Annotated in this window: 22 protein-coding genes and 1 tRNA gene; 7 read left to right on the forward strand and 16 right to left on the reverse strand. The window is 62.1% G+C overall.

Features of this window, described 5'->3' with window-relative positions; genetic code table 11:
- Positions 1-1,061, reverse strand: a 1,061-nt coding sequence (locus tag Q0687_RS00660) for an AMP-binding protein (protein ID WP_298870875.1), incomplete at its 3' end; no start/stop codon positions are given.
- 397 nt (positions 1,062-1,458) lie between these two features.
- Between Q0687_RS00660 and Q0687_RS00665 the strand changes: the two genes are divergently transcribed.
- A complete protein-coding gene (locus Q0687_RS00665) occupies positions 1,459-2,628 on the forward strand; it encodes a DNA topoisomerase IB (protein ID WP_298870879.1) in 1,170 nt (389 codons plus the stop codon).
- 119 nt (positions 2,629-2,747) lie between these two features.
- On the opposite strand, the gene Q0687_RS00670 is transcribed toward Q0687_RS00665, so the two are convergent.
- Positions 2,748-3,206, reverse strand: coding sequence for an SRPBCC family protein (locus Q0687_RS00670; protein ID WP_298870882.1), 459 nt, complete (start codon positions 3,204-3,206; stop codon positions 2,748-2,750).
- 112 nt (positions 3,207-3,318) lie between these two features.
- On the opposite strand from Q0687_RS00670, the gene Q0687_RS00675 reads away from it, so the two are divergent.
- On the forward strand, positions 3,319-4,410 hold the full coding sequence (locus tag Q0687_RS00675; RefSeq protein WP_298870961.1) for an adenylate/guanylate cyclase domain-containing protein: 1,092 nt from the start codon (positions 3,319-3,321) through the stop codon (positions 4,408-4,410).
- Positions 4,411-4,413: 3 nt separating this feature from the next.
- Here Q0687_RS00675 and Q0687_RS00680 read toward each other — a convergent pair whose 3' ends face one another.
- Genes Q0687_RS00680 through tsaD form a run of 3 tightly spaced genes read right to left on the reverse strand, consistent with a single transcriptional unit; the run spans position 4,414 to position 6,886 of the window.
- Positions 4,414-4,827 carry an EVE domain-containing protein gene (locus Q0687_RS00680; protein ID WP_298870885.1) on the reverse strand — a complete coding sequence of 138 codons (414 nt, stop codon included), beginning with the start codon at positions 4,825-4,827 and terminating at the stop codon, positions 4,414-4,416.
- 2 nt (positions 4,828-4,829) lie between these two features.
- Complete coding sequence (locus Q0687_RS00685; protein ID WP_298870888.1) at positions 4,830-5,810, reverse strand: NAD(P)H-dependent glycerol-3-phosphate dehydrogenase; 981 nt, start codon at positions 5,808-5,810, stop codon at positions 4,830-4,832.
- Between the two features lie 2 nt (positions 5,811-5,812).
- Positions 5,813-6,886, reverse strand: a complete 1,074-nt coding sequence (tsaD, locus tag Q0687_RS00690; protein ID WP_298870890.1) for a tRNA (adenosine(37)-N6)-threonylcarbamoyltransferase complex transferase subunit TsaD — start codon at positions 6,884-6,886, stop codon at positions 5,813-5,815.
- A 151-nt stretch (positions 6,887-7,037) separates the two neighbouring features.
- On the opposite strand from tsaD, the gene Q0687_RS00695 reads away from it, so the two are divergent.
- The 4 genes from Q0687_RS00695 (at position 7,038) to Q0687_RS00710 (ending at position 11,093) form a co-directional block, all read left to right on the forward strand.
- Positions 7,038-7,784 carry a uroporphyrinogen-III synthase gene (locus Q0687_RS00695; RefSeq protein ID WP_298870893.1) on the forward strand — a complete coding sequence of 249 codons (747 nt, stop codon included), beginning with the start codon at positions 7,038-7,040 and terminating at the stop codon, positions 7,782-7,784.
- A gap of 66 nt (positions 7,785-7,850) precedes the next feature.
- The gene (locus tag Q0687_RS00700; protein WP_298870895.1) at positions 7,851-9,131 is read left to right on the forward strand and encodes a hypothetical protein; all 1,281 of its coding nucleotides are present in this window, start codon (positions 7,851-7,853) and stop codon (positions 9,129-9,131) included.
- A 35-nt stretch (positions 9,132-9,166) separates the two neighbouring features.
- Entirely contained in the window at positions 9,167-10,918 is a 1,752-nt protein-coding gene (locus Q0687_RS00705) for a heme biosynthesis HemY N-terminal domain-containing protein (protein ID WP_298870897.1), read from the forward strand.
- Between the two features lie 99 nt (positions 10,919-11,017).
- Positions 11,018-11,093 (forward strand) — tRNA-Thr (locus tag Q0687_RS00710).
- Between the two features lie 695 nt (positions 11,094-11,788).
- On the opposite strand, the gene Q0687_RS00715 is transcribed toward Q0687_RS00710, so the two are convergent.
- From Q0687_RS00715 to Q0687_RS00745, 7 genes are all read right to left on the reverse strand, one after another.
- On the reverse strand, positions 11,789-12,166 hold the full coding sequence (locus Q0687_RS00715) for a hypothetical protein (protein WP_298870900.1): 378 nt from the start codon (positions 12,164-12,166) through the stop codon (positions 11,789-11,791).
- A 426-nt stretch (positions 12,167-12,592) separates the two neighbouring features.
- Positions 12,593-13,141, reverse strand: a complete 549-nt coding sequence (locus tag Q0687_RS00720; protein ID WP_298870903.1) for a recombinase family protein — start codon at positions 13,139-13,141, stop codon at positions 12,593-12,595.
- Between the two features lie 60 nt (positions 13,142-13,201).
- The gene (locus tag Q0687_RS00725) at positions 13,202-13,837 is read right to left on the reverse strand and encodes a hypothetical protein (RefSeq protein WP_298870905.1); all 636 of its coding nucleotides are present in this window, start codon (positions 13,835-13,837) and stop codon (positions 13,202-13,204) included.
- Positions 13,838-13,970: 133 nt separating this feature from the next.
- A complete protein-coding gene (locus Q0687_RS00730; RefSeq protein WP_298870907.1) occupies positions 13,971-16,979 on the reverse strand; it encodes a DUF4214 domain-containing protein in 3,009 nt (1,002 codons plus the stop codon).
- 122 nt (positions 16,980-17,101) lie between these two features.
- Positions 17,102-17,443, reverse strand: coding sequence for a hypothetical protein (locus tag Q0687_RS00735; protein ID WP_298870910.1), 342 nt, complete (start codon positions 17,441-17,443; stop codon positions 17,102-17,104).
- A 138-nt stretch (positions 17,444-17,581) separates the two neighbouring features.
- Positions 17,582-19,210, reverse strand: a complete 1,629-nt coding sequence (locus Q0687_RS00740; protein ID WP_298870913.1) for a virulence-associated E family protein — start codon at positions 19,208-19,210, stop codon at positions 17,582-17,584.
- Positions 19,203-19,574 (reverse strand): hypothetical protein, encoded by a 372-nt coding sequence (locus Q0687_RS00745; protein ID WP_298870916.1) that lies wholly within the window; start codon positions 19,572-19,574, stop codon positions 19,203-19,205. The genes Q0687_RS00740 and Q0687_RS00745 overlap by 8 nt, the downstream gene beginning before the upstream one ends.
- 188 nt (positions 19,575-19,762) lie before the next feature.
- Here Q0687_RS00745 and Q0687_RS00750 point away from each other — a divergent pair, with 188 nt between their 5' ends.
- Positions 19,763-19,909, forward strand: coding sequence for a hypothetical protein (locus tag Q0687_RS00750; protein WP_298870919.1), 147 nt, complete (start codon positions 19,763-19,765; stop codon positions 19,907-19,909).
- A gap of 154 nt (positions 19,910-20,063) precedes the next feature.
- Here the strand turns inward: Q0687_RS00750 and Q0687_RS00755 are convergent, their stop codons facing one another.
- From Q0687_RS00755 to Q0687_RS00770, 4 genes are all read right to left on the reverse strand, one after another.
- Complete coding sequence (locus Q0687_RS00755; protein ID WP_298870922.1) at positions 20,064-20,351, reverse strand: hypothetical protein; 288 nt, start codon at positions 20,349-20,351, stop codon at positions 20,064-20,066.
- 3 nt (positions 20,352-20,354) lie between these two features.
- Positions 20,355-20,672: a hypothetical protein gene (locus tag Q0687_RS00760; protein WP_298870924.1), complete on the reverse strand. Its 318-nt coding sequence runs from the start codon at positions 20,670-20,672 to the stop codon at positions 20,355-20,357.
- 313 nt (positions 20,673-20,985) lie between these two features.
- Positions 20,986-21,219 carry a hypothetical protein gene (locus Q0687_RS00765; protein ID WP_298870926.1) on the reverse strand — a complete coding sequence of 78 codons (234 nt, stop codon included), beginning with the start codon at positions 21,217-21,219 and terminating at the stop codon, positions 20,986-20,988.
- Complete coding sequence (locus Q0687_RS00770; protein ID WP_298870928.1) at positions 21,209-21,586, reverse strand: hypothetical protein; 378 nt, start codon at positions 21,584-21,586, stop codon at positions 21,209-21,211. Before Q0687_RS00770 ends, Q0687_RS00765 begins: the two co-directional genes overlap by 11 nt.
- Positions 21,587-21,588: the final 2 nt, after the last annotated feature.

The raw sequence follows: 21,588 nt of genomic DNA on the forward strand, positions 1-21,588 counted from the left end.
GCGGTGTAGAAGATGTTGACCTTGTGCTTGTCGATGACGTTCCAGAAGCGCGAATTGTCAGGGTAATTCGGCACGCCTTCGAACATCAGCGTGGTCGCGCCGTTGGCGAGCGGCCCGTAGAGAATGTAGCTGTGGCCGGTGACCCAGCCAACGTCGGCGGTGCACCAGTAGATGTCGCCGTCGTGATAGTCGAACACGTATTGATGCGTCATCGACGCGAAGACGAGATAGCCGCCCGAGGTGTGCAGCACGCCCTTGGGCTGGCCGGTCGAGCCCGAGGTGTAGAGGATGAACAGCGGATCCTCGGCATGCATGTGCTCGACCGGGCACTCGGTCGTCACCATCGCCGCGGCCTCGTGATACCAGAGGTCGCGGGTCGGGTTCATGTCGATCTTGCCGCCGGTGCGCTTGACCACCACGACCCAGTCGACGCCGTCGGCCTTAGCGAGGGCTGCGTCGACATTAGCCTTCAGCGGCACCTTCTTGCCGCCGCGCAGGCCTTCATCCGCGGTGATGATGACCTTGGACTGGCAGTCGTTGATGCGCTGCGCGAGTGAATCAGGCGAGAAGCCCGCGAACACCACCGAGTGGATCGCACCGATGCGCGCGCAGGCCAGCATCGTGTAGGCCGCTTCCGGAATCATCGGCAGATAGATGGTGACGCGATCGCCCTTCTTGACGTTGCGGGTGCGCAGGATGTTGGCCATCCGGCAGACCTCGTCGTGCAACTCCTTGTAGGTGATGTGCTTGGACTGCGAGGGATCATCGCCTTCCCAGATGATCGCGGTCTGGTTGCCGCGCTTGGCGAGATGGCGGTCGATGCAATTATGGGCGACGTTGAGAATGCCGTCCTCGAACCATTTGATCGAGATGTTGCCGGGCGCGAAGGAGACGTTCTCGATTTTGGTCGGCGCGTGCATCCAGTCGATGCGCTTGGCCTGCTCAGCCCAGAAAGCGTTCGGGTCCGCGATCGAGCGGGCGTACATGTCCTTGTACTTGGCCTGGTCGACCCAGGCGCGCTTGGCCCATTCCGCGGGGACGTCGTAGATCTTCTCGGACATGCTTCCCTCCACATACGGCAAGCCGAACACTAACTGGCGAGCCGACTTCATCGTTAAACGATTATGCGTCGGGCTAACGGCCCCCGACAAGGATCACAAGCTGGACCTTCGGTGAGCGGCGGGCCATGCGGAAAATCAAAGCGGCGCAGGCCGGCTGTCGCAAATCTGAAACAGGCCGGGAGGCGGTTTTCGGCTCTTTACCCAAATCTCCAGAACAGGCCGGCGCAGGGCGCCCATGCGGAGCAGGAGGTATCTGGGAACCGTCCATCACTGATTCGGGACTCGCAATGCGGTTCGGAACACCCTAAATGGCCAACCCGGGTCCAACGCGACCCTAGGGAACAAACATCAGAACAGCGGCATTGAACGGTAACAGACAGGGCCAAGGCATAAGACTATGATGGATCAGCAGAATCTCGGGACGATGCGGCCCGCTTCGGCCGATCCTGCTGCCATTGCACTGGCGAAGGCCCTCGGACAATGGCCGAAACCGGCCAGTTCCAGCCGTCCCAGCCCGAAAAAGGTGTTCGACTCGGCCTCCCCGGCGGCGGTCGAGGCGCTCGCCAAGGAGCTGGGCCTGCGGCTTGGCGACCAAAACGAGCTGACCATCCGCCGTGTCAGGCGCGGCAAGGGCTATTCCTTCGTCCGTCCCAATGGCGCGCATATCCGTGACGCCCGCACAATTCGTCGCCTGCACGCCATGGCCGTGCCGCCCGCCTATCGCGAGGTGCGCTACTCGGCCGATCCGAGCTCGCATCTCCAGGCCGTGGGTCGCGACGCCGCCGGCCGGCTGCAATATCGCTATCACGCCGATTGGGAGAAGGTCCGCGAGCACCGCAAGGCGCATCGCCTGGAGAAGCTCGTCGGCGCGCTGCCAAAGATCCGGCGCAAGGTCTCGGCGTTCCTGTCGGGCGACGAGCCGACCCGCGAGTTTGCGCTTTCGGCCGTGATTGAGCTGATCGCGCGCACCGCGATCCGTCCGGGCAATGAATCCTACGCACGTCTCAACGGCACCCGCGGCGCCACCACGCTGCTGAAGTCCAATGTCACGCTGGAAGACGATTGCTTCGTGCTGACCTTCAAGGCGAAGGGCGGCAAGGCGGTGCGCAAGGAATGCGACGCCGCCAAGCTGGTGCGCGCCATCGGCATTTTGCAGGGCGTCCCCGGCAAGCGCATGTTCCAGTATCGCGATGCCTACGGCATCGTGCGCGCCGTCAGCACCACGCAGGTGAATGCGTTTCTGCGTGAGATCGCCGGTATCAAGATTTCGCTGAAGGATTTCCGCACGCTGATGGCCTCTGCCGTCGTCGTGGAATCGCTGTCGCGGATCACGCCGGCGACCAGCCAGCGCGGCCGCAAGAAGCAGGTGCTGGAGGCGATCCGCGCCGCGGCCGACAAGCTCTCCAACACGCCGGCGATCTGCCGCAAGAGCTATGTCCACGACACCATCGTCACCGCTTTCGAGGACGGCATCCTCGAGCGCTTCGCGGCGACCATGAAGGGCCAGCGCTCGCAGGCGAGGCGCGAGCAGCTCCTGGCGCAGGTGGTGGCGACTGCGGCCGTTTAGTGCCGCGCTGCCGTAGGGTGGGCAGAGGCGAGAAGCGCCGTGCCCACCATCTCTCTCGATCACAAAAAGGACGTGGGCACGCTTCGCTTTGCCCACCCTACGAGAGCTGCTGTGCGTCGCTACATATTGTCTGAAACAACACCCTTGTCGGGGCCGGGATCGCGGCCCGCGGCGGCGTTTGTCAGCCGGCTCAGATAATGCGCCCAGCCTTTGGCGTGCGCGGCCACCTGTTCCTCGGTCGGCAGCCCGCTATGCGTCATGCGCAGCAACGTGCCGCCGTCGCGTTCGATCAGGTCGATCTCGATCAGGCTCGAGCCCGGCGGCACTTCCTGACCGCCCTCCCAGCCGAACGTGTAAGCCAGACGATGCACCGGCACGACCTCACGGAAGGCGCCGCGGGCGACGCTGGCGCGCGGGCCGATGCCTTTGAGCAGATAGAGCCCGCCGGGATGCGGCTCGGTGGTCGCATCCGAGCCCATCCAGCTCAGGATCTTCTCGGGATCGGTCAAATAGGCGAAGACGGTGGCGCGCGGGGCGGCGATCTGGGTCTCGCGACGCAATACGAACAGCTCGGTCATCGGCGATCATCCCTGGCTTCATGGGCACATGGCGGCGCCAAAGCAGTCCGTCAAGGCAGTCCGTCAAGGATTGCCCGTGACAAAGACGGTCTTCCCTAGCCATCATCGGCTCATGCAACTCTCCCCGACCCTCGCCTGGCTTGTCGATGCCGCCTCAGAAAGTGCCGGCGCCGATCGCCTGCTTGCCGAACTCGGTGCGCATCTGGTTGCCGATGGCGTGCCGCTTGCGGCAGGCGCCCTGACCTTGGAGGTGCCCCACCCGCTGATCGCGAAGCGGACATGGCTGTGGCGGGCGGACAATGGCCGGGTGATCGAGGCGCTCGGCTTTGCGCCAGGCGGGCTGGCGCCCGATCTGCCTGATGATGCCGGCCGCCGCTGGCTGCGCGACATCGCGGGCGGCGAAGTGCATGAGGATGTTGTCGGGCGCGATGGACCGCTGCTCGGCTGGATCGGGCCGCGTCCGTTCACATCAGACGAGATCGAGCAGCTGCGCCAGGCCGCGCGGTTTGCTGCAACACCACTCGCCGCGCTCGCGGCGCGCGCCACCTTGCGGGCAACGCTGGAGGCTTATCTGGGCAAGCGTAGCGCCGAGCGGGTCCTGGCAGCACCGCTGCGGCGCGACTTAGGCGAGACCATCCAGGCTGCGCTGCTCTATGCCGATCTGCGTGGCTTCACCACCTTGTCGGAAGCCAGTCCGCCGGCTGATATCATCGCCGCGCTCGATGCCTGGTTCGATCGCATCGCGGGTGCCGTCCACGCCTTCGGCGGCGAGGTGCTTAAATTCATTGGTGACGGCGTGCTGGCGATTTTTCCGGTGGTGGAGGCATCGCCACGTCGCGCCTGCGAGGCCGCTTTACGCGCCGCAGGCGCTGCGGAAGCCGGGATGGCCTATCTCAACGCGGAGCGCGCCACACAAGGATTGCCGCCACTTGCATTCGGGGCCGCGCTTCATCTTGGTGAGATGCTCTGGGGCAATATCGGCGCCGCTAACAGGCTGGACTTCACGGCGATCGGACCCGCCGTCAATCTCGCCAGCCGGCTCGAAGGCCTGTGCAAGCCGCTCGGCAGGACTGTGCTGGTCTCCGGCGCGCTCGCCGCCGAGACGGACATGCCTCTCGTCGCGCTCGGACTGCACAAGCTGCGCGGCATCGCCTCGCCCTGCGAGGTGCTTACGTTGCCCGAGGCGGAGCGGCGGGCGTCGTAGCTCTTACATACCGCCCATCTTGCAGACGAGATTCCACTCTTCCGCTGTCACCGGCTGCACCGAGAGGCGCGAATATTTCACCAGCGCCATGTCGGCGAGTTTCTTCTCGGCCTTGATCGCCACCATCGTCACCGGCGTCTTCAGCGGCTTGTCGGCCTTGATGTCGACGCAGACGAACTTTTCGGTCTTGTCGGTCGGATCCGGATAGGCCTCCTTGACGACCTCCGCGATGCCGACGATCTCCTTGCCCTCGTTGGAATGGTAGAAGAACGCCTTATCGCCCTTCTTCATCGCCACAAGGTTCTGGCGCGCGGTGTAATTGCGCACGCCGGTCCAGGCTTCGCCCTTGGCGCCTTTCGCGACCTGCTGGTCCCACGACCACACCGACGGTTCGGATTTCACCAGCCAGTACGCCATGTTCATTCCTCTGCCTTGAAGGGGCGGGTCAAAAGCCCGGAGATCGCTGCGTCGATCGTGCTTCGGCCACTCAGGATCGAAGCGACCGCTTCCGATACCGGCATCTCGATGCCTTGCGAAGCTGCGAGTTCGATCAGGACTGGCGCCGTGAATTCGCCTTCGGCCAGCTTGCCGGCGGGTGGCTGCTCGCCGCGGCCCAGCGCGAGCCCGAGCGCGAAGTTGCGCGATTGCGGGCTCGAGCATGTCAGGATCAAATCGCCGAGACCGGACAGGCCGGTGAGCGTCTCGCCACGCGCGCCGAGCGCGCGGCCGAGGCGAGTCAGCTCGGCAAAGCCGCGAGTCGTGAGCGCAGCCTGCGCGGACGCGCCGAGTTTCCGCCCGACCGCAATTCCGACCGCGATCGCCAGCACGTTCTTGGCCGCGCCGCCGATCTCGACGCCGCGGATGTCAGTGGAATGATAGGGGCGGAATGTCGGAGAGCCCAGTGCCTGCACGAGGCCGCTCGCAAGCGCATCATCCCCAGCCGCAAGCGTCACAGCCGTCGGCAAGCCGCGCGCGACGTCGTCGGCAAAGCTTGGGCCCGATAGGATCGCAGGTTGCGCATGGGGTGCGGCCTCCGCAATCACGTCGGTCATGAATTTGTGAGTGCCATGCTCGATGCCCTTGGCGCAGGCGATGACCGGCAGGGGTTTTGCGAGATACGAGGCCAGCATGTTGACCGCGCCGCGCAGATGTTGCGCCGGCGTTGCGACCAGCAGCATGTCGGCGCGTGCGGCGAGTGCCAGCTCGCTTGTCACCAGGATGTCGGGCGTGAGCCGCACGCCGGGCAGCCGCGGATTGTCGCGGCTCGATGCGATCCGCGCCGCATGGTCCGCGTTGCGCGCCCACAGCGTCACGGTCCGTCCGGCGCGCGCGGCCACCGTCGCCAGCGCCGTGCCCCAGGCCCCCGCTCCGATCACCGCGACGGACTGGAAGGCGGCCATCGTCAATATCCCGCTCGCGTCTTGCCGTAGCCTTCAGGCGCCGTGGCGTTGGCGTCGAGCAGCCAGCGTGCGCGTGGTTGCGCATCCATCGTGTCGGTGATGCCGAGGGCAAGGCGTTCGGCGCCGGCCCAGGCGATCATCGCACCATTGTCGGTGCAAAGCGCCGGCGGCGGCATGATCAGTTGCGTGCCGGCTTGTCGCGCCACGTCATCAAGCGCGCCGCGGATCGCCTGATTGGCGGCGACACCGCCGGCCGCGACCAGTGCACGCGGTGCGCCGAACTGTTCGCGGAACAGCTTCAGGCCAACTTTCAAACGGTCGGCCGTTGAATCCAGCACCGCAGCCTGGAAGCCTGCGCAGAGATCGCTGATATCCTGCGGCGTGACCTCGGCGAGCCGGCTCGCTTCGGTGCGCACGGCCGTCTTCAATCCCGACAGCGAGAAGTTGGCATCGGGGCGTCCGTGCATCGGCCTGGGAAACGCAAAGCGCGTGGCATTGCCATTGGCGGCCGCGCGCTCGACCTCCGGGCCGCCGGGATAGGGCAGGCCCAGCATCTTCGCGACCTTGTCAAAAGCCTCGCCGATCGCGTCGTCGACGGTGGTGCCGAGCCGCACATATTGGCCGACGCCGGTGACCGCGACGATCTGGGTGTGGCCGCCGGAAGCCAGGAACAGGCAATACGGAAATTCGATCCCGTCGGTGAGCCGCGGCGTCAGCGCGTGCGCCTCGAGATGGTTGACCGCGACCAGCGGCGTGTCATGCACCATCGCAATCGCCTTTGCGGTGGTGAGCCCGACGATGACGCCGCCGATCAGGCCCGGCCCTGCGGCCGCGGCGACACCGTCGAGCTCCGCGAAGCCGATGCCGGCATCGCTCATGGCGCGATCGATAATGCCGTCGAGCAGGTCGACATGGGCGCGCGCAGCGATCTCCGGAACGACGCCGCCGAAGCGGGCGTGCTCCTCGACTTGCGATCGCACGACGTTGGATAGAATCCTGCCGCTGCCGTCGCCCGCACGCTCGATCACGGCCGCAGCGGTCTCATCGCAGGTGGTTTCGATGCCTAGCACCAGCATTGGCGAATTGTTATCCAATTTGCGCCCTTGCGCTCATCCGTAAAGCAGAGTTCTGGTAACGCGGTAGCATTCCAGGGTTGGCTTATGCAATCGTCACGCGCCGCCATCCCTCGCGAATGCGTCACCGCCACGTGGCCCGGGAACGCCAGCGATGTCCATTCTTGTTACACGGCCGCATCCCGACAACGCGGCGACGGCGGAAAATCTGCGCGCGCGGGGACATGTGGTGCTGCTTGCGCCGGCGCTCAAGTTCGAGCCGGTCGCTTTCCATGACGAGAGCGAGGCCGGCTACGGCGCCATCATCGTCACATCGGCCAATGCGATCCGCGCCGTCGCGCCGCAATTGCGCGACCTCGGCCTCGTGGAGCTGCCGCTGTTTGCGGTCGGCGAGCACACGGCGTCCGTGGCGCGCGAATTCGGCTTCACTGAAGTGATCACGGCCGGCGGCGATGCCGCGTCCTTGCGCGACAAGGTGATGCAGAGCGCGCGCGACAAGCGCGTCAGCAAGAAAAGGACGCTGCTCTATCTTGCGGGCGCGGATCTGTCGCGGGATCTGGGCGGCGAGCTCGGCGCGGAAGGGTTCAGCGTGGTGACGCAGACGACCTATCGCATGGTTCCAGTCAAGATTTTGCCGCGCGAGGTCTGCGAAGGTTTTGCCGCCCATGGCATCGAGGCGGTGCTGCATTACTCCCGGCGCAGCGCGCGGGCCTTCCTGGAGGCGGCCCGGGACGAAGGCGTCGAAATCTCGGCGCTGGCGATCCCGCAATGCTGCCTGTCCGAGACGGTCGCCGGCGTGTTGCGCGATGCCGGTGCGTCGCGGGTCCTGGTCGCCGCCACGCCAGACGAAAATGCCCTGTTCGACGCCTTGGAGCGTGCTTTGCGGACCCGTTTGGCGTAAGAGGACGGGCCGAATCCGACGCAATCGGGCTCGTCTCTGGTATGAAAAGTGTGAGGAACCGTCACGATGGCCGACGACAAGCCGGAAGACGCAGGCAAGCCTGAAGATGTAGGACTGGCCCCCGAGTCCGGCCGCGCCAAGCGCACCCCACCGACCATCGACCTCGAGGCGACCGAAGTCTCCACCCAGCCGCAGGACGTGGTGGTCGAGCCGGAGGCGGGTCCGTCGACCGAGCAGGTCAATGCCGGGCAGGCGAACTCCGAGCAAGCCAGTGCCGAGGAATCCAAGGCTGAAACCATCAAGGCCGAAACCACCGCGGCGGAGCCGGAGCGCGTTGACGCCCAGGCCGCGGCTGCGTCCACGACCATTTCTCCCTGGGTCATCGCGCCATTTTCCGGCGCCGTAGCAGCCGCAATTGTGATTGCGGTTGGCTGGGTGCTGGGCTGGCCCGCGGTGCAGGCGCCGCCGGCCGCGCCGCAGGTGACGAGTGCAACGGTCGATGCGCTGAGCGGACGTGTCGCCTCAGTCGAAGCCAAAGTCGACGCCAAGGCGGGCAGGCCCGCCGCCGATCCGGCTGTTGTTACGAGGCTCGATGCGCTGGAGAAATCCGTCGGCACCCTGCGCGGCGACCTCGCCAATTTGCGCGCGCAGTCCGACAAGACTGCAAGCGCATTGAACGATGCCAAATCCGCGCCGCGCGATCCGGCAGCTTCGTCCGGCCTCGCCGCCCTCGACGAGCGCGTGTCCCAGCTCGAGCGCGCCAGCACGACCGCACGCGCCGAGCTTGCGCAGCAGGGCGAAAAGATCGCCGACGCCAAGGTCATGGACGACAGGCCGTTGCGCTTTGTCGTTGCCGCGACCCTGCTCGATGTTGCCGTTCGCCATAGCGACCCCTACGAGGCGCAGCTCAAGGCCGCGCGGTCGTTTGCGGCGAAGCCTGAAACGCTGAAGCCGCTCGATGCGTTTGCCGCGTCGGGCATTCCTACGCCTGTTTCGCTGACCCGCGAGCTCCTCAACATCGTGCCGAAGCTGGCACCGGCGCCGGAGGCTCCTGCCGCTGGTGCCGGCATCGTCGAGCGCCTTCAGGCGGGCGCATCGAAGCTCGTTCGCATCGAGCGCACCGACGGGGTCGGCAATGACCGCGGCGCCGTCGTTGCGCGGGTCACGGCGTCGGCGCTGCGCGGTGATTTCGCCGAAGCGCGCCGCGAATTGAAGACGCTCCCAGAAGCCGATCGCGCACCGGCGCAGGCCTGGCTCGACAAGGCCGATGCGCGGGACGCCGCGCTCGCCGCCTCCCGCACATTCGCCGACGACGCGCTGGCTGGTCTCACCAAGCCTGCGCAATAAGATTCGCGCAACACTCCGCGCGTATAGGGATAGCCATGCTTCGCATCGTCCTCTTCCTCGTTCTGATTGCGCTTGCAGGTGCCGGCGCGGCCTGGGTCGCCGATCAGCCCGGCAATGTCGTGCTGACCTGGGGTGGCTGGCGAGCTTCGCCGAGCATTCCGGTGTTCGTGCTCTGCCTCGGCATCTTCGCCGTCCTGATCGTCTTGCTCTGGAGCATTTTGACCACGATCTGGCGCACGCCTGGTCGGATGCGCCGCCGTCGGCATGAGAAGCGTCACGCGCGGGGGCGTCATGCCATCACCCATGGCCTGCTCGCGATCGGTCATGGCGACACTGCGCTTGCCCGCCGTCACGCCGACGCAGCGCGGCGGCATACGCCGGACGATCCGCTCGCGCTGCTCTTGCATGCCCAAGCCGCCCAGCTCGACGGTAACAGAGACGAGGCCCAGCGCGCTTTCCGCGCCATGGCGGAGCGTGAGGATACGCGGCTGCTCGGCCTGCGCGGCCTGTTCATCGAGGCGCAGCGCGCCGACGATGCAGTCGGTGCCGTGATGATCGCGGAGGAAGCGATCAAGCTGTCGCCGTCGTCGACCTGGGCCTCGCATGCGGTGCTCGGCTTCCGCTGCGCGCGCGGCGACTGGAGCGGTGCACTCGCGATCCTGGACTCGAACCTGTCCAGCGGCCTGATCGACAAGCAGGCCTATCGCCGCCAGCGCGGCGTGCTGCTCACCGCTCGCGCATTGGAGCTGGAGACCATGGACCGCGACGTCGCGCGCGAGAGCGTGATGGAAGCGGTCAAGCTGGCACCGACCCTGGTGCCGGCCGCGGTGCTCGCCGCAAAGTTCGAGAGCGAGGCGCATCAGGTGCGTCGCGCCATGAAGCTGGTCGAGGCCGCCTGGCTCGCCAATCCGCATCCCGATCTCGCCGATGCCTACGCGCATGTGAAACTCGGCGATGCCGCGCGGCAGCGCCTGCAGCGGGTCGAGACGCTCGCGGCCAAGACGTCCGCCGACAAGCCCGGCCATGTCGAGGGCCAGCTCGCGATCGCGCGTGCCGCGATCGATGCCTCCGAATTCGCCCGCGCGCGCGACGTGCTGTCGCCGTACGTCAACAATCCAACCCAGCGCGTCGCGCTGCTGATGGCCGAACTCGAACGCGCCGAGCATGGCGACGGCGGCCGTGCCCGCGCCTGGACCTTGCGCGCGGTCCGCGCCCGTCACGACCCGGCGTGGACCGCGGACGGCTATGTCAGCGACCGCTGGCGTCCGGTCTCGCCGGTCACCGGCCGGCTCGACGCCTTCCAGTGGCAGACGCCGGTGGCGAGCCTTCCTTCGGACAAGGGGACGACGATCGAGTCCTCGGCCTTCGAGGAAGCCATGCTTGCCGCCCCGCCGCCAAAGCGGGTGACGGCGGCCAACGAGGCGCCGGCGGAACCGGTCGTGATTGCGCCGGCTGAGAGCCCGGTCGCAACCCCTGCTCCGGCCGCGCAGGACAACGCGCCCCCGGCGACCAAGGAAGAAGCCGTTGCGACGTCCGCCGAGCCCGTCAAGCCGGCCTCTGAAGCGGCCGAATCATCGCCGGCTGCGGCAACCCCGGTGTTCCGCACCCGCGCCGACCTCGGCAAGCCCGCCTCCGCGCCGATCCAGCCCGTCATCCCGATCGTCCGCGCGCCCGACGATCCCGGCATCGATGACGACGGCCCGAGCGATGAATTTACGGAACAAATCGGCACGCCAAAGGCCCAGGCCGGCGGCTGGCGCGGATTCTGGTCCCGCTGGGGCGCGTGAAGCGCATTTCGCACCTCCCTTGTCCTTGCCAATTCAGGCCATGCCCGATATCAGGAGCGCGTATCGGGGCCGGCATCGCGCCAAGCCCCGGCAGGGTTCGCCGCAATAGCTCAGTCGGTAGAGCACGTCATTCGTAATGACGGGGTCGGGGGTTCGAATCCCTCTTGCGGCACCAGCTTTTTCAAGTACATAGCCGCACGGTCGTAAATCAATTTTCTTCAAAGGTACGGCAGAGGTGCGGCCCTGGTTATCCACGGCGCAAGCTGTTGATTTGATTCGCGCCGAGTCGCGCTTCGCAACACCATTTGCATCACACAAAATTTCATGCGTACGATCCGCGTGAAATAAGAAGAACGAATCACAGCGCGAGCAGGGGCGCTGCGGAGACTTCAACGAATTTAAATTGGCTTGGGCGCTATCACATCGGCGCCAACGCCGAACGATTCTCGGCCAGCAATGGTTGAGAGGGGTGGACTGGGCGGGGTGCCACCCGCCCAAGTCCGATGCAGCACGTCGCTGAGGTCTCTGTTGATCCGCTTAGCGGATTGGCAGAGACCGACAGTGGGCACGAACGTACTCCCATTTGCCGAGCCGGAAGCGGACGTAGTCCGTCACGGACACGGGTTGGGTGATCGAACAACTTATTCTAACCATGGTAGGTCTCCTGATCGGAGCGCGGGATGCGCCCCGCCGGTGAAGGGCTTGCAGCCCGTCCAATCAGAAGATGCCCACGGCCAATAAGATCGAATCAGCCCAAGGAGTGCGCCCACAGTACCAAATGCGGGTGGCTCACAAGCTGATTCGTTGCACTTATCCCGGCAGTTCCCCACGATTTAAAGGCATCTCGTTGTGGATGCCTTCGGCGCTGGATCAAAGCCTGCTGGCAGCCGCGCCGAAAACGAAGTCGCCAGTGCTGCCATCGTTAAGCGTAAAGCGGCCGCCGCCACTCATCCCGCCGTACTCGCGCGTCGCCGTCACCAGCCCCTTGCGTCCATCGTTGCAAAGAACCGGGATTGTTATCGTCGTCGACGGATTGCCGATGCTGTAAGTGCCCGCGCAGGACAGCTTGCCATCTGAGACTTCGAAAGAGGCATCAAGTCCGGTGATTGTGTTGGAGCCCCGCATGATCCCGCTTGGCGAAGCCTTCGTGACGACGGCAACCGGGACAGTGAGTGTGCTCGCGCAACTCGCTAATAACAGGATCGCAATGCAGCCCGCAGGTTTGCCAACCCAAGCTTGAATATCCATTCCCGCCCCCGCGAAATTCAAGGGATCATAGCCGATCCGTTGCCGAAGCAGGGGGATCAAAATTCTGGAATTTTGTACGTCGTGCCAGAGGGGATGCTGCCCAAGCCGCGCGAACGAATTTTGGCCCTACCCCTGGGCAAGGCCAAAACTGCGCGTGGGGATCAATCTATCAGGCGGCCCTGAGCATCCACTCGTGAAGCGTGCACCCACCTTGGAGGGCCAACGATCGTAAAGATGTTGTGTCCAACGCGCACGTCTCTAAGCGTGGGCAGCAAACACTCTTGGCCTAACTCGCGATTCCAATACTTCATCTGCGCAACTTGTATCATCCGAATATCCTTCAAATATTGATTAGGAAGTCTGTAGATGCGACCAACGTCGCAGCGACTAGGCTAGGTGCGGATCATGGCCGAACTATGCGCCCGGTTATTGCAGGGCTCGCCAGATCGTAGCCTCGCCGCACTCGTACTCGCGGGCCAACTCCGCCATGGTCTCGCCCCCGGCGTAGCGTTCGGCAATGCGTCGCCGCTGGCTGGGATCGAGCGAGGATGGCCGGCCGAACTTGGTGCCCTTGCGCTGAGCGCGGGCAATGCCTTCCTCGCAGCGCTGCCGGATCAGGCCCCGTTCGAACTCGGCAATGCCGCCCATGATGGTGAGCATCAGCCGGCCCACATCGGTCGTGGTATCGCACCACGCTTCGCCAAGCGAGACGAAGGCGCAATCGTGCTCGGCGATGTCGTGAAGGATATTGTGCAGATCGCGGGAGGATCGGGCGAGCCGGTCTAGCTTGGTGACTGTGACCACATCGCCCGGACGCAACGCTCGCATCAACCGATCAAACTCCGGCCGGCCCTTTGTGGATTTGCCGGACGCCTTGTCGCTGAAGATGCGCTCGCATCCTGCGGCCTTGAGCGCTTCCACTTGCCCCGCGTAATCTTGGCCCTTCGAGCTAACCCGCGCATAGCCATAACGCATCGCATCGCTCCTCTTTTGAAAGTTAGACTTTCGAAAGATAATTGATGCGAGGAATCAGCGTCAATTCGTTTCTTTCAAAACCTGTACGTTTTGAAGCTTGGGGGCCAGCGATGTCCCGCCTTGGATTAGCTCAACCGTGTAGCTTTCCCACTTGTTGTCGGTGATCTCTAACAACGCCTTAGGGTTCGTTACGCTTCCTTGAACAATCATTGAAGCAACTTGCGGCGCCAGGGTTTTGAATGCCACATATTGAGGGTGCCCGGAATAACTCCACGGCAAAGGTTCGTTTGCACGAATGCTCTCCCGCAGAAGCTGAAACAGCGCTCGAAATCGTCCAAGTACTTCGATCTTACTGGGGTCAAGATCGTCGTGTCCGCTGGTAAACCGAACGAGCATCGATTCTAATCTGCCTTCAGTAGAAGACGCGCGATCCAAAAGATCAGATCGAGACAGCTCTGAATCGCGGCCTGCCGCCCGGTCCTTGCAGTGGCTGTCCCATAGCTTCCATGTCGCAAAAAACTCACCGTAGAGCGCGTGAAAGTCTCGCGCTGTGGCTAGTTCAATCTCTCGCTCCTTTTGCCGCATGTTCCATTTGAAAAGAACCCGTTGCCCGATGAACCAAGTCAAAAGGAGACCAAAAGCAACATTGGCGAGTTGCGGCAATTCACCGACTAAGAGATGCAAGACCTCAGTCATCGTTGCCCTACCGGTTCAGTTACCCATTTGTCCAGCCGTCTAGCTTTGTATGTGCAAAAGGCGCTGCAAGATTTTCCAGCCTTCCGAAACTACCCTCTTAGCGAACGTCCTTCACACGGAGGGTCGGCTTGCCTCATACTTGAATGAGCCAATCGGCCGCAGTCTTTGCAATGTTTTCAGGGCTCTCTGCGAATCCCACAAGAACCATGTCGCGCGTTTCCCCGTTGTGAATGTTGTTGACCCAAGCGGTCACTTCGGCTTGCGACGGTGTTCGATCGAGCACGTTCAAGTACAGTTGCGTCACGAATCCAGCATCATCTAGGTTTCCATACTTGTTTAGAAACTCGGGTGCTTGCGCGAAGCCTCCCGCTATCGAAAGTCCGCCAATTGTTGTCTGTGCCAAAGAGATGTAGACCCCTTGGGCTTTTACGGTCGGAGAGATGTTATTCGCGTAGATATCTTCCCACGCTGATTGCCCCGCAATGTCTGGGGCTCTTCCCAGGGCAGCAGAGTACAGGCGAGCGATGTTGGCGTCGTCTGCATTTTCAACGAACATTGTTTTGTCCGCGAACGTAAGGAATTCGACGTTCTGCAGTTGGAAGTTTGGCGCGTTCGGGTTTCCGCTCAATGTTACCGAACCGGATGCACTTTGAACGCCGAAGGCAACCGACGCAGATGTGAATGTCACTTGGTCATGGTGTCCGTCTCCGAGAATGACGTCGTTACCACCGAGTGAACTCACTGGAGCATTGGTCGGGGCCGCAATACTACTAACGCCAGAGCCGAGACTAATTTCGAGATTGAACGCCGATATTATCTTTTCGATAGCGCCATGATCAGCTTGAAATTGGCTGCTAGACAGTTGAATGAAGGGAGTACTTGAATCGGTAAGCTGAATTGATGCCACTGCAAATTGGCTCGCGCCTAATGGATCGATCTTTGCGAAAACATTGGATGAGGTATCCGCTATTGCCAAAGAGTTATCGGCTGGGTTCGGACTAGAAAGGGCCTGCGCGACCGATTGTGGCGACTTATACTGAATGGTGGCTGTTTCAGTATTTCCAAACATCAAGCTTTCGTTGTCGATCTGCGTCGATGTATCGTTTGGCTTGCCGTCAAAGTACCAATACTTCGGTGCGCCTGTTAAGCTTTCATAGTTCACTTCATAGCCGATGATCGTTGCCGTATACGTTCCTCCGACCGTTGGCGCTGCAAGGGCCTTGTTGTAGTGAGAAGTATAGTCGGCCTGCTTAATTGAATTGGAAAATGATAGATATGGATCGACGCCGCTACTGGAGAGGTCGGTGAGCAACTGGCTCAGCGAAACTGTGGTAGTTGACGTGTCAGCTGAAATGATTGCTTCGCGTATAGTTTCGGAGGATCCGTTTGAAATCTTGTATAAGACCTTAACATCTTTCTCTATCTGACGACTCAAAGAGAAAACGAATGAGTTGCCTGTGGTCCCCGAGATATTTAGCGTGGGCTGACTGAGGCCTGTTACGCTCGAATCGATGCTGCAAACAACGTTTGCATTTATCCAGGAGCTCAAGTCTATGGGCTGAGGAGCGCTTGGGTTCTGCGCATTTGCAATCGCCTGAAGTTCATTTTCGAGCGGCGTCAGGAAGAATTTCTGTGAGACGACCAGGCAACTCTGTGAATTATACGAAAATTGTCCTTTAAGCGGCACAGTGCCCACATGAATTTCGACGCTTGTCTGATTGCTGCCAGCCCGAATCCCGTCAATTAGGAAAACGAGACCGAGGTTGCCGCTGGAGATCTTTGTAGGTGGGGTATCAAGAGGTACGTTTGTCCCACTGAGGAGTGGAAACGCATCGTCGCACGACGCCGATTGTGCAGGTTGTTCGTAAAGCAGCTTCCCATTCTCGTAAATATCAGCGATCAGAGTGCCCTGCTGAATATGGCCGCTTGAATCAGCAGATTGCGCGAAGGTGAAATGTAATTGGTATTGAGCTTGTCCAATCGTGCCGGTCGCTACCGCTCGTGCAATTGTCGGAGTCGAACTCCCTGCTGTATCGACCGGATTGCTAAGATCGACATTAAACGTAGCGCTGGGCTGTGATAAAAGATGGCCGATTATGGGAATACTAATCGTAGCAGAGGTTTGCCCGGGCGCGAACGTCAATACACCAGTTGAAGCAGTATAATCGATTCCAGCATGGGCGGTGCCGTCCTGAGTGTTGAAGCTGACGGTGATTGTGTCCTGGCTGAGTGAGCTTAGATTTACCGTAAATACGGCCACTTCGGTTCCAAATGCGGTTTCCCTAATTAGCGGCGCGTCGCTGATGCTTATACTTGGTGCGGTACTGGACGAGCCTGTCGTCGCGACGAACCCGTGGCGTCCAGTGTCGTCCGAGTAAAACCCGACAATCTGGCCACTATCATTGATCCCTGTGGGGACGGTGCCGCCGTCCTTGAGGACCGCTAGTGGATCGTCGATCGTCTGAAAGACGCCATTTATCCAGAGGAAGCCGTGAATCCCGCCGCTTGAGTCGAAGTAATCGCCCACAACTTGCCCAGCGGAATTGATTGCCGAGGCTTGCGTGCCACCTGTTGCCGCGGATGCGTTCGGGTCATCTAGAGTGATATAGGTGCCGTTCGAATAGATGAAGCCGTGGTAGTTACCATCACTATATTCGCCGACTATTTGTCCGTTCGAGTTTATGCCATGAGCGATTATTTCGATGGTGCTTTGGTTCGGCTTGCTCAGTGTTGTGAATTTTCCGGTAGCAGTATCGTAGGTAAAACTCGCTTCGCCGCCATTATAGACGCCTACCGCCAATCCATTGTCGTTGATGCCATGTAGTTCAGTCGAACCAGAGGCAGAGTAGTCAACAACGGTGTAGCCGTGCGATGTCGTGTAGACGAAACCGTGGTTGACGCCATCCTTTGTTTCGTATTTGCCAACAACCGTCCCCGAGCTATTGATGCCATCCGGCAGTATTGCGAAAGCATTTGAGGGATAGGGCAGGTCGACAAAACTTCCCGCAGTATCGATGAAATCGTGCTCGGTAGTTTGATTCAGAATATAATAGCCGACCAATTGGCCGAGATTGTTCTCGCCTTCTATACTGGTGTTGTCGCTAGAAGGTGAGGCAAGAGTCTTGAACTTCAAGGTTGCCATTGCTGATACCCCAACAGAACCGCGCAAAGGGCTGGAACTTGGGGCTACCCGGCAAACAAAAAAGAGAACGGCAAAAGTTTCGATTTAAATCAATTAACCTAGCCCCGATTAACTATTGAAGCTCAACTCTCGGGCGAGCGCAAGGCCGCCGAGGTGTGGTTCGCCCCGGGTCCGGGTTGTTCGAGTAACTCGGTCGTTCGAAAGATCACGGCCTGGGCGCTGCGGGCCCGGGCGGCTTCGAGCTTCGCCGCAAAGCCTTCGCTGCTCACTACGGCAGTCACCGCTAGCTTGGGGTGCTCGAACGGCAGTGCCGCGATTGCAGCGCGCAGACGCTTGCTCTCCGGTTGACGTGGATCGCGATAGATCGATTGCAAGTAGTCGAGCGACGTTGCGCCAGCCGGGAGCGCAATCTCGTCCTCTCGCTCAAAAGGCGCCACCGCTGGCAAATCAAACAGCCCTGACATTCTCTGCTTCCATCCTTCCTATCCCTTACGGGTGTTACAGGTGTTACAGGTGTTACAGGTAGCTAATGGGGCCAACCGGGTATAATAGAAAATGATGGGGACTGCGGGGTAACACCTGTAACACCCCCATCCTGCTCCTCAACACGCATCCTCGATCGGTTTCACGAAGCCGCGCTTCTGGCCGGCACTGCCGAAGCGCATCGGGTTCTCGCACCACGCCCAGCCCAGCGATCGCATGGCATTCGCGAGCCGCTTGGTTTGCCAGTTGGATTGCCGGGCCTTCTGGATGCCGAGCACCTCCGAGAGCAAATAGTCCGACGCCACGCGCCAGTTCGGGCCATCTGCATCTTCGCCCTGCGCGAATAGCTTCGTGGGGAGTGCCTTGCCTTTCAGCGCTATCGCCTCCAACTGCGCCAGCTTATCCCCGACGATGTCTGCCCATGGATCAAGCTCCATGCGTCCCGCTGTTTCACCGGCCGCAACGCTCCAAAGCGCCGCTGGGATCACAAGCGGCTCGCCCGTGGCCTCTGCCGCAGCGGCCTCCGCCCACAACTGATCGCGATCAAGCCGAAGGGCTTCGAGGTCAATCTCGCCAACCCGCACGGGCCAGAAGCGACGATTGCCGGTGCCATCCTTGAGGTACTGATCGTTGTTCGTGGTTGCGACGAAGATGCATCGGCGCCGTTGATCGGTTCGCCCGTGGCCATAGGCAGCGCGCGCCGCATCGACCGTCTTTGACAGAAAGGCTTTGAGCCCTTCCACGTCGATATGCCGCCCGGCCAACTCGGCGATTTCATAAATCCAAATGCCGCCGATCGCCTCTTGCTGCTCTTTGTCCCGCAGCCTCAGCACTTGTGCATCGGAGAAATTCTCCGTGCCCGCCAGTATCCGGAGCGCCGTTGATTTGCCCGCGCCCTGCCGCCCCTCCATCACCATGAGGTAATCGAACTTGCACCCGGGCTCCCGCGCCCGGCGAACGGCGGCCAATAGAACCTTTCGGCCCACCGCCCGGACATACTCGGTATCGTCGGCGCCGCAGTGGGTGACCAGCCACCGATCTAGGCGCGGCTGCCCGTCCCACCGCAACTCATCGAGATAATCCCGCACCGGATCAAACGCGCGTTCCATGCACTTGATCTGCAAGGCTTCCATCACGAGACCCTTGGCGATGTCGAGCTTGTACACCTTGGAGATTTCGTTCCGCACCATCAGCGCCATGTTGTCCAGGCACTCAGATACCGAGCCGCCTTTCATGCAGGGGTGACCGTGCACCATGTACTTCTTGTGGAAGTCATCGAACTGGCAGCGGATGCCGAGCTTGGCGATGGCGACTTTGGCATTCTGTAGGCTTCGGCCGCCCGCGCGCCAATCGATCTCCTCGCCCACATCCGGATCGGCCCAAACCGGAGCGCGCTCCGGAGTCGGTACAGGTAGTGGCGCGGGCTCCACAATCTCCGGGGCCGCAGGCGGCGGGACCGAAGGCGCAGGCTCGGCCTCAGCAACGGGCACAGCCTCGGCCGCCGCTTTGTGAGCACGCGCCAAGGCGACTAGATCGATCGCCTTTGGTCGCTTGGCTTCCGCTACCGCATCAGCAAGCGCCTCCGCGTCGCCCTCAGCAAGTTCGAACTCGCCCGCAATCTCTGCCTCTGCGGCCCGGTCCTCGGTGATCGCCGCAACCGCAGCGGCCATCCATTCATCCCAGTCGGTGATAGCTTCCAGTTGCGCCCGCCATCCATCAAGCGCCGCTACAGCCACGGGCTCATTCATCGCTTGGCCCCCAATGACCATAGTCGAATGGATCGAGCCGGCGACGATGTTGTCGTTCTGCCGCGCGGTCGTGCTGGTGAAGCCACCACTGGCTTTCAGCGGCGGCCATGTTGATCCGCACTTCGCCCGGCCGCATAGGGGGCAAGGGTGGCTCCATTGACGGGGCTCGGCGCACCGACACGCGCGTCTCGCCCCCGCGATGCTTGGCGTTGGGGTCGCCGGGTGCAACCGCCGTGTCCACATCGCGGATCACGACGCCATGATCGACGACCGTTTTCGGCTTCGCGGCTTCCGCCTGCGCGGCGAGATACTGGCGCTTCTCCTCTTCGGTGCGCCGTCTGGGTGCGGCTCGCTTTGAGGTCATCGGCCGCCCCCAAGCTTGCGCTCAAGGTCGCGCCGATCGATGGCGTCCTGTGCATCCACCATCCGATCCATCACCGAGAGCCCGGGCGGTTTCCAATCCGCGACTGAAGGCGGATTAGTCCAGCCACCATTCCCAATCGGGGGCTTCCCTGAATCGTGCGGCACATCTGGAATGATGCCCGGACGATCATGCACACTTCGCGCGTGATCCCGCCGGAGATCAGCGAACAGCCGATCGTCCGTGGCATCGATCATCCGCTGAGCGAACGGCTCGCGGCCGGCCCGGCGCGCCCGAGCCTCGAGGTCGCGTTGGGCCTTTGCTTCGTCGTGGACTGACATGGTCATTGATCCTTCTGGGTTGCGTTGGGCAGATGGGGATAAAGCGCCGCTGCGGGCGTAGGAGGCAGGGCAGGCTTCGGTTTCGGGATCAGCCCGACCATGGCGAGTTGACCAAGGTGGGCTCTAAGGGTCTGGCCGCGATCGTCCGCCATCACCCGACCCTCTTTCGCAGAGCCTCAATCGAAGCGAGGATTTGGTCATGATGCTGCAAGAGGTCGTGGACCTTGCCGGACAACTCCTCGTGCGTCGCGACTTTGGTTTCAATTTGCTCGTTCAATCGGCTCGACGCCGCAGACTTTGCGGATAGCTCTTCGTCAAGCTTGGCAGCTGCGTCTGCGTTCGCCCGATCGAGGTTGATCCAGCGGGAGTGCAAGGCGATTAGCTCATTGGCAGCGGCGGTGATTTGCGCTGCTAGCTGCGGTTGGGTTTCGGCAGACATTGGCTAGTTTCCTTTCGACCACGGCCAACCGCCCGGGCTGGTCATCGGGGATGCTACGGGGCTATTGCTCTGAGAGCCGGTGGTATGGACGGTGCGGCCGACGCCGGGGCCGCCCTTCCCGACGTTTTTCGCAAGCTCGTTTCCGAGCGGCTTGCTGATCGGCCCGGGGACCTTGGCAATGCCGGTGCCGGTGACGACTTGCATGCCGATCCGCGCGACCGATTGTGGACTGATGCCTTTCGCGTTGGCGCCCGTCTTCACGCCCCTTGATTGCACCACCTTGTTCGACGTGATGCCGCCGCCTGATTTCGCTTTGCTCATTCGATTCTCCTTTCTGATTGAGTTACGAACCCGCAGCCTCGCCCGCCGCGCCGCCGACCAGCGCAGGAGGGAGTGGACTGTTGAGAGTGACAATCGGAGGGCGGGTCGGCATTAGCGCCTGCCCAGCCGCATCTAGCGGGGCCATGTTCGCCGCAGTCGGTGCTTGGCACAGCGCCGGCCACACAACATCACCGGACAGTGCGTTGCCGGCACTGTCCGCAATAGTCGTCCCGCGCGGATACTTGGAGTACACCCCGTTCGGCGGAGCCCCGACTATCGCAGCAAGCAAGACGTATCTCGCCATGCCCGCCTCCTAGTGTTGCCGATACGGGGTGAAAGCCGGGTGCATCAATTGCGTCACGGCATGTTCGCGGTAGCGTTTATCCGGACAGTGGGATGCGACGCATTCGAGCATGCGAATAAGCGTCGCTGCGTACATCTCGATGTCTTCTGGCGTGAACTCGGTGTCCGGGTCCTCCTCGAAGTGCCAACGCTGACGGCATCCGCAGTGTGGCCACCATTCGCAGCGGGCAGGTTCACGTTTCATCGCTCTGCCCTCCGCGCGGTCCAACAGCGTCCGGCTCCCACCAGCACGTTTCCATATCAACGAGTGCGTGGACATTTTCGCCGAGCGGCCGTTCGTTCGGGAGTGCCGCGAGATCGCGCGACCACTGCGGGGCTATGAGCGGGAGCGGAGACGCTGAGCCGATCAAGGCCGAGTTCGCATCTAGGCGCACGGCCTCCATCTCGAAGTAGGATTTGGCGCCGTCATCGCTCGCGCTTTCACGCAACTGGCGCACGGCGGTCCTACGCTCTTCGGCGAACCATGCATCAGAACAATCGCGGCAACAAAATCGCTGCCGTCCCATGTAGGGGGTGAAGTCTTCATTGCACTGCTGGCATCTCTTGGTCATAC

The sequence above is a fragment of the uncultured Bradyrhizobium sp. genome, assembly GCF_936928535.1.
Taxonomy (GTDB): Bacteria; Pseudomonadota; Alphaproteobacteria; order Rhizobiales; family Xanthobacteraceae; genus Bradyrhizobium.

What these genes read in the sequence shown, in the direction of transcription:
- Q0687_RS00665 (WP_298870879.1), top strand. Translation starts at nt 1,459, where the DNA reads ATGATGGATCAGCAGAATCTCGGGACGATGCGGCCCGCTTCGGCCGAT.
- Q0687_RS00670 (WP_298870882.1), bottom strand. Translation starts at nt 3,206, where the DNA reads ATGACCGAGCTGTTCGTATTGCGTCGCGAGACCCAGATCGCCGCCCCG.
- Q0687_RS00675 (WP_298870961.1), top strand. Translation starts at nt 3,319, where the DNA reads ATGCAACTCTCCCCGACCCTCGCCTGGCTTGTCGATGCCGCCTCAGAA.
- Q0687_RS00680 (WP_298870885.1), bottom strand. Translation starts at nt 4,827, where the DNA reads ATGGCGTACTGGCTGGTGAAATCCGAACCGTCGGTGTGGTCGTGGGAC.
- Q0687_RS00685 (WP_298870888.1), bottom strand. Translation starts at nt 5,810, where the DNA reads ATGGCCGCCTTCCAGTCCGTCGCGGTGATCGGAGCGGGGGCCTGGGGC.
- tsaD (WP_298870890.1), bottom strand. Translation starts at nt 6,886, where the DNA reads ATGCTGGTGCTAGGCATCGAAACCACCTGCGATGAGACCGCTGCGGCC.
- Q0687_RS00695 (WP_298870893.1), top strand. Translation starts at nt 7,038, where the DNA reads ATGTCCATTCTTGTTACACGGCCGCATCCCGACAACGCGGCGACGGCG.
- Q0687_RS00700 (WP_298870895.1), top strand. Translation starts at nt 7,851, where the DNA reads ATGGCCGACGACAAGCCGGAAGACGCAGGCAAGCCTGAAGATGTAGGA.
- Q0687_RS00705 (WP_298870897.1), top strand. Translation starts at nt 9,167, where the DNA reads ATGCTTCGCATCGTCCTCTTCCTCGTTCTGATTGCGCTTGCAGGTGCC.
- Q0687_RS00715 (WP_298870900.1), bottom strand. Translation starts at nt 12,166, where the DNA reads ATGGATATTCAAGCTTGGGTTGGCAAACCTGCGGGCTGCATTGCGATC.
- Q0687_RS00720 (WP_298870903.1), bottom strand. Translation starts at nt 13,141, where the DNA reads ATGCGTTATGGCTATGCGCGGGTTAGCTCGAAGGGCCAAGATTACGCG.
- Q0687_RS00725 (WP_298870905.1), bottom strand. Translation starts at nt 13,837, where the DNA reads ATGACTGAGGTCTTGCATCTCTTAGTCGGTGAATTGCCGCAACTCGCC.
- Q0687_RS00730 (WP_298870907.1), bottom strand. Translation starts at nt 16,979, where the DNA reads ATGGCAACCTTGAAGTTCAAGACTCTTGCCTCACCTTCTAGCGACAAC.
- Q0687_RS00735 (WP_298870910.1), bottom strand. Translation starts at nt 17,443, where the DNA reads ATGTCAGGGCTGTTTGATTTGCCAGCGGTGGCGCCTTTTGAGCGAGAG.
- Q0687_RS00740 (WP_298870913.1), bottom strand. Translation starts at nt 19,210, where the DNA reads ATGAATGAGCCCGTGGCTGTAGCGGCGCTTGATGGATGGCGGGCGCAA.
- Q0687_RS00745 (WP_298870916.1), bottom strand. Translation starts at nt 19,574, where the DNA reads ATGACCTCAAAGCGAGCCGCACCCAGACGGCGCACCGAAGAGGAGAAG.
- Q0687_RS00750 (WP_298870919.1), top strand. Translation starts at nt 19,763, where the DNA reads ATGCACACTTCGCGCGTGATCCCGCCGGAGATCAGCGAACAGCCGATC.
- Q0687_RS00755 (WP_298870922.1), bottom strand. Translation starts at nt 20,351, where the DNA reads ATGTCTGCCGAAACCCAACCGCAGCTAGCAGCGCAAATCACCGCCGCT.
- Q0687_RS00760 (WP_298870924.1), bottom strand. Translation starts at nt 20,672, where the DNA reads ATGAGCAAAGCGAAATCAGGCGGCGGCATCACGTCGAACAAGGTGGTG.
- Q0687_RS00765 (WP_298870926.1), bottom strand. Translation starts at nt 21,219, where the DNA reads ATGAAACGTGAACCTGCCCGCTGCGAATGGTGGCCACACTGCGGATGC.
- Q0687_RS00770 (WP_298870928.1), bottom strand. Translation starts at nt 21,586, where the DNA reads ATGACCAAGAGATGCCAGCAGTGCAATGAAGACTTCACCCCCTACATG.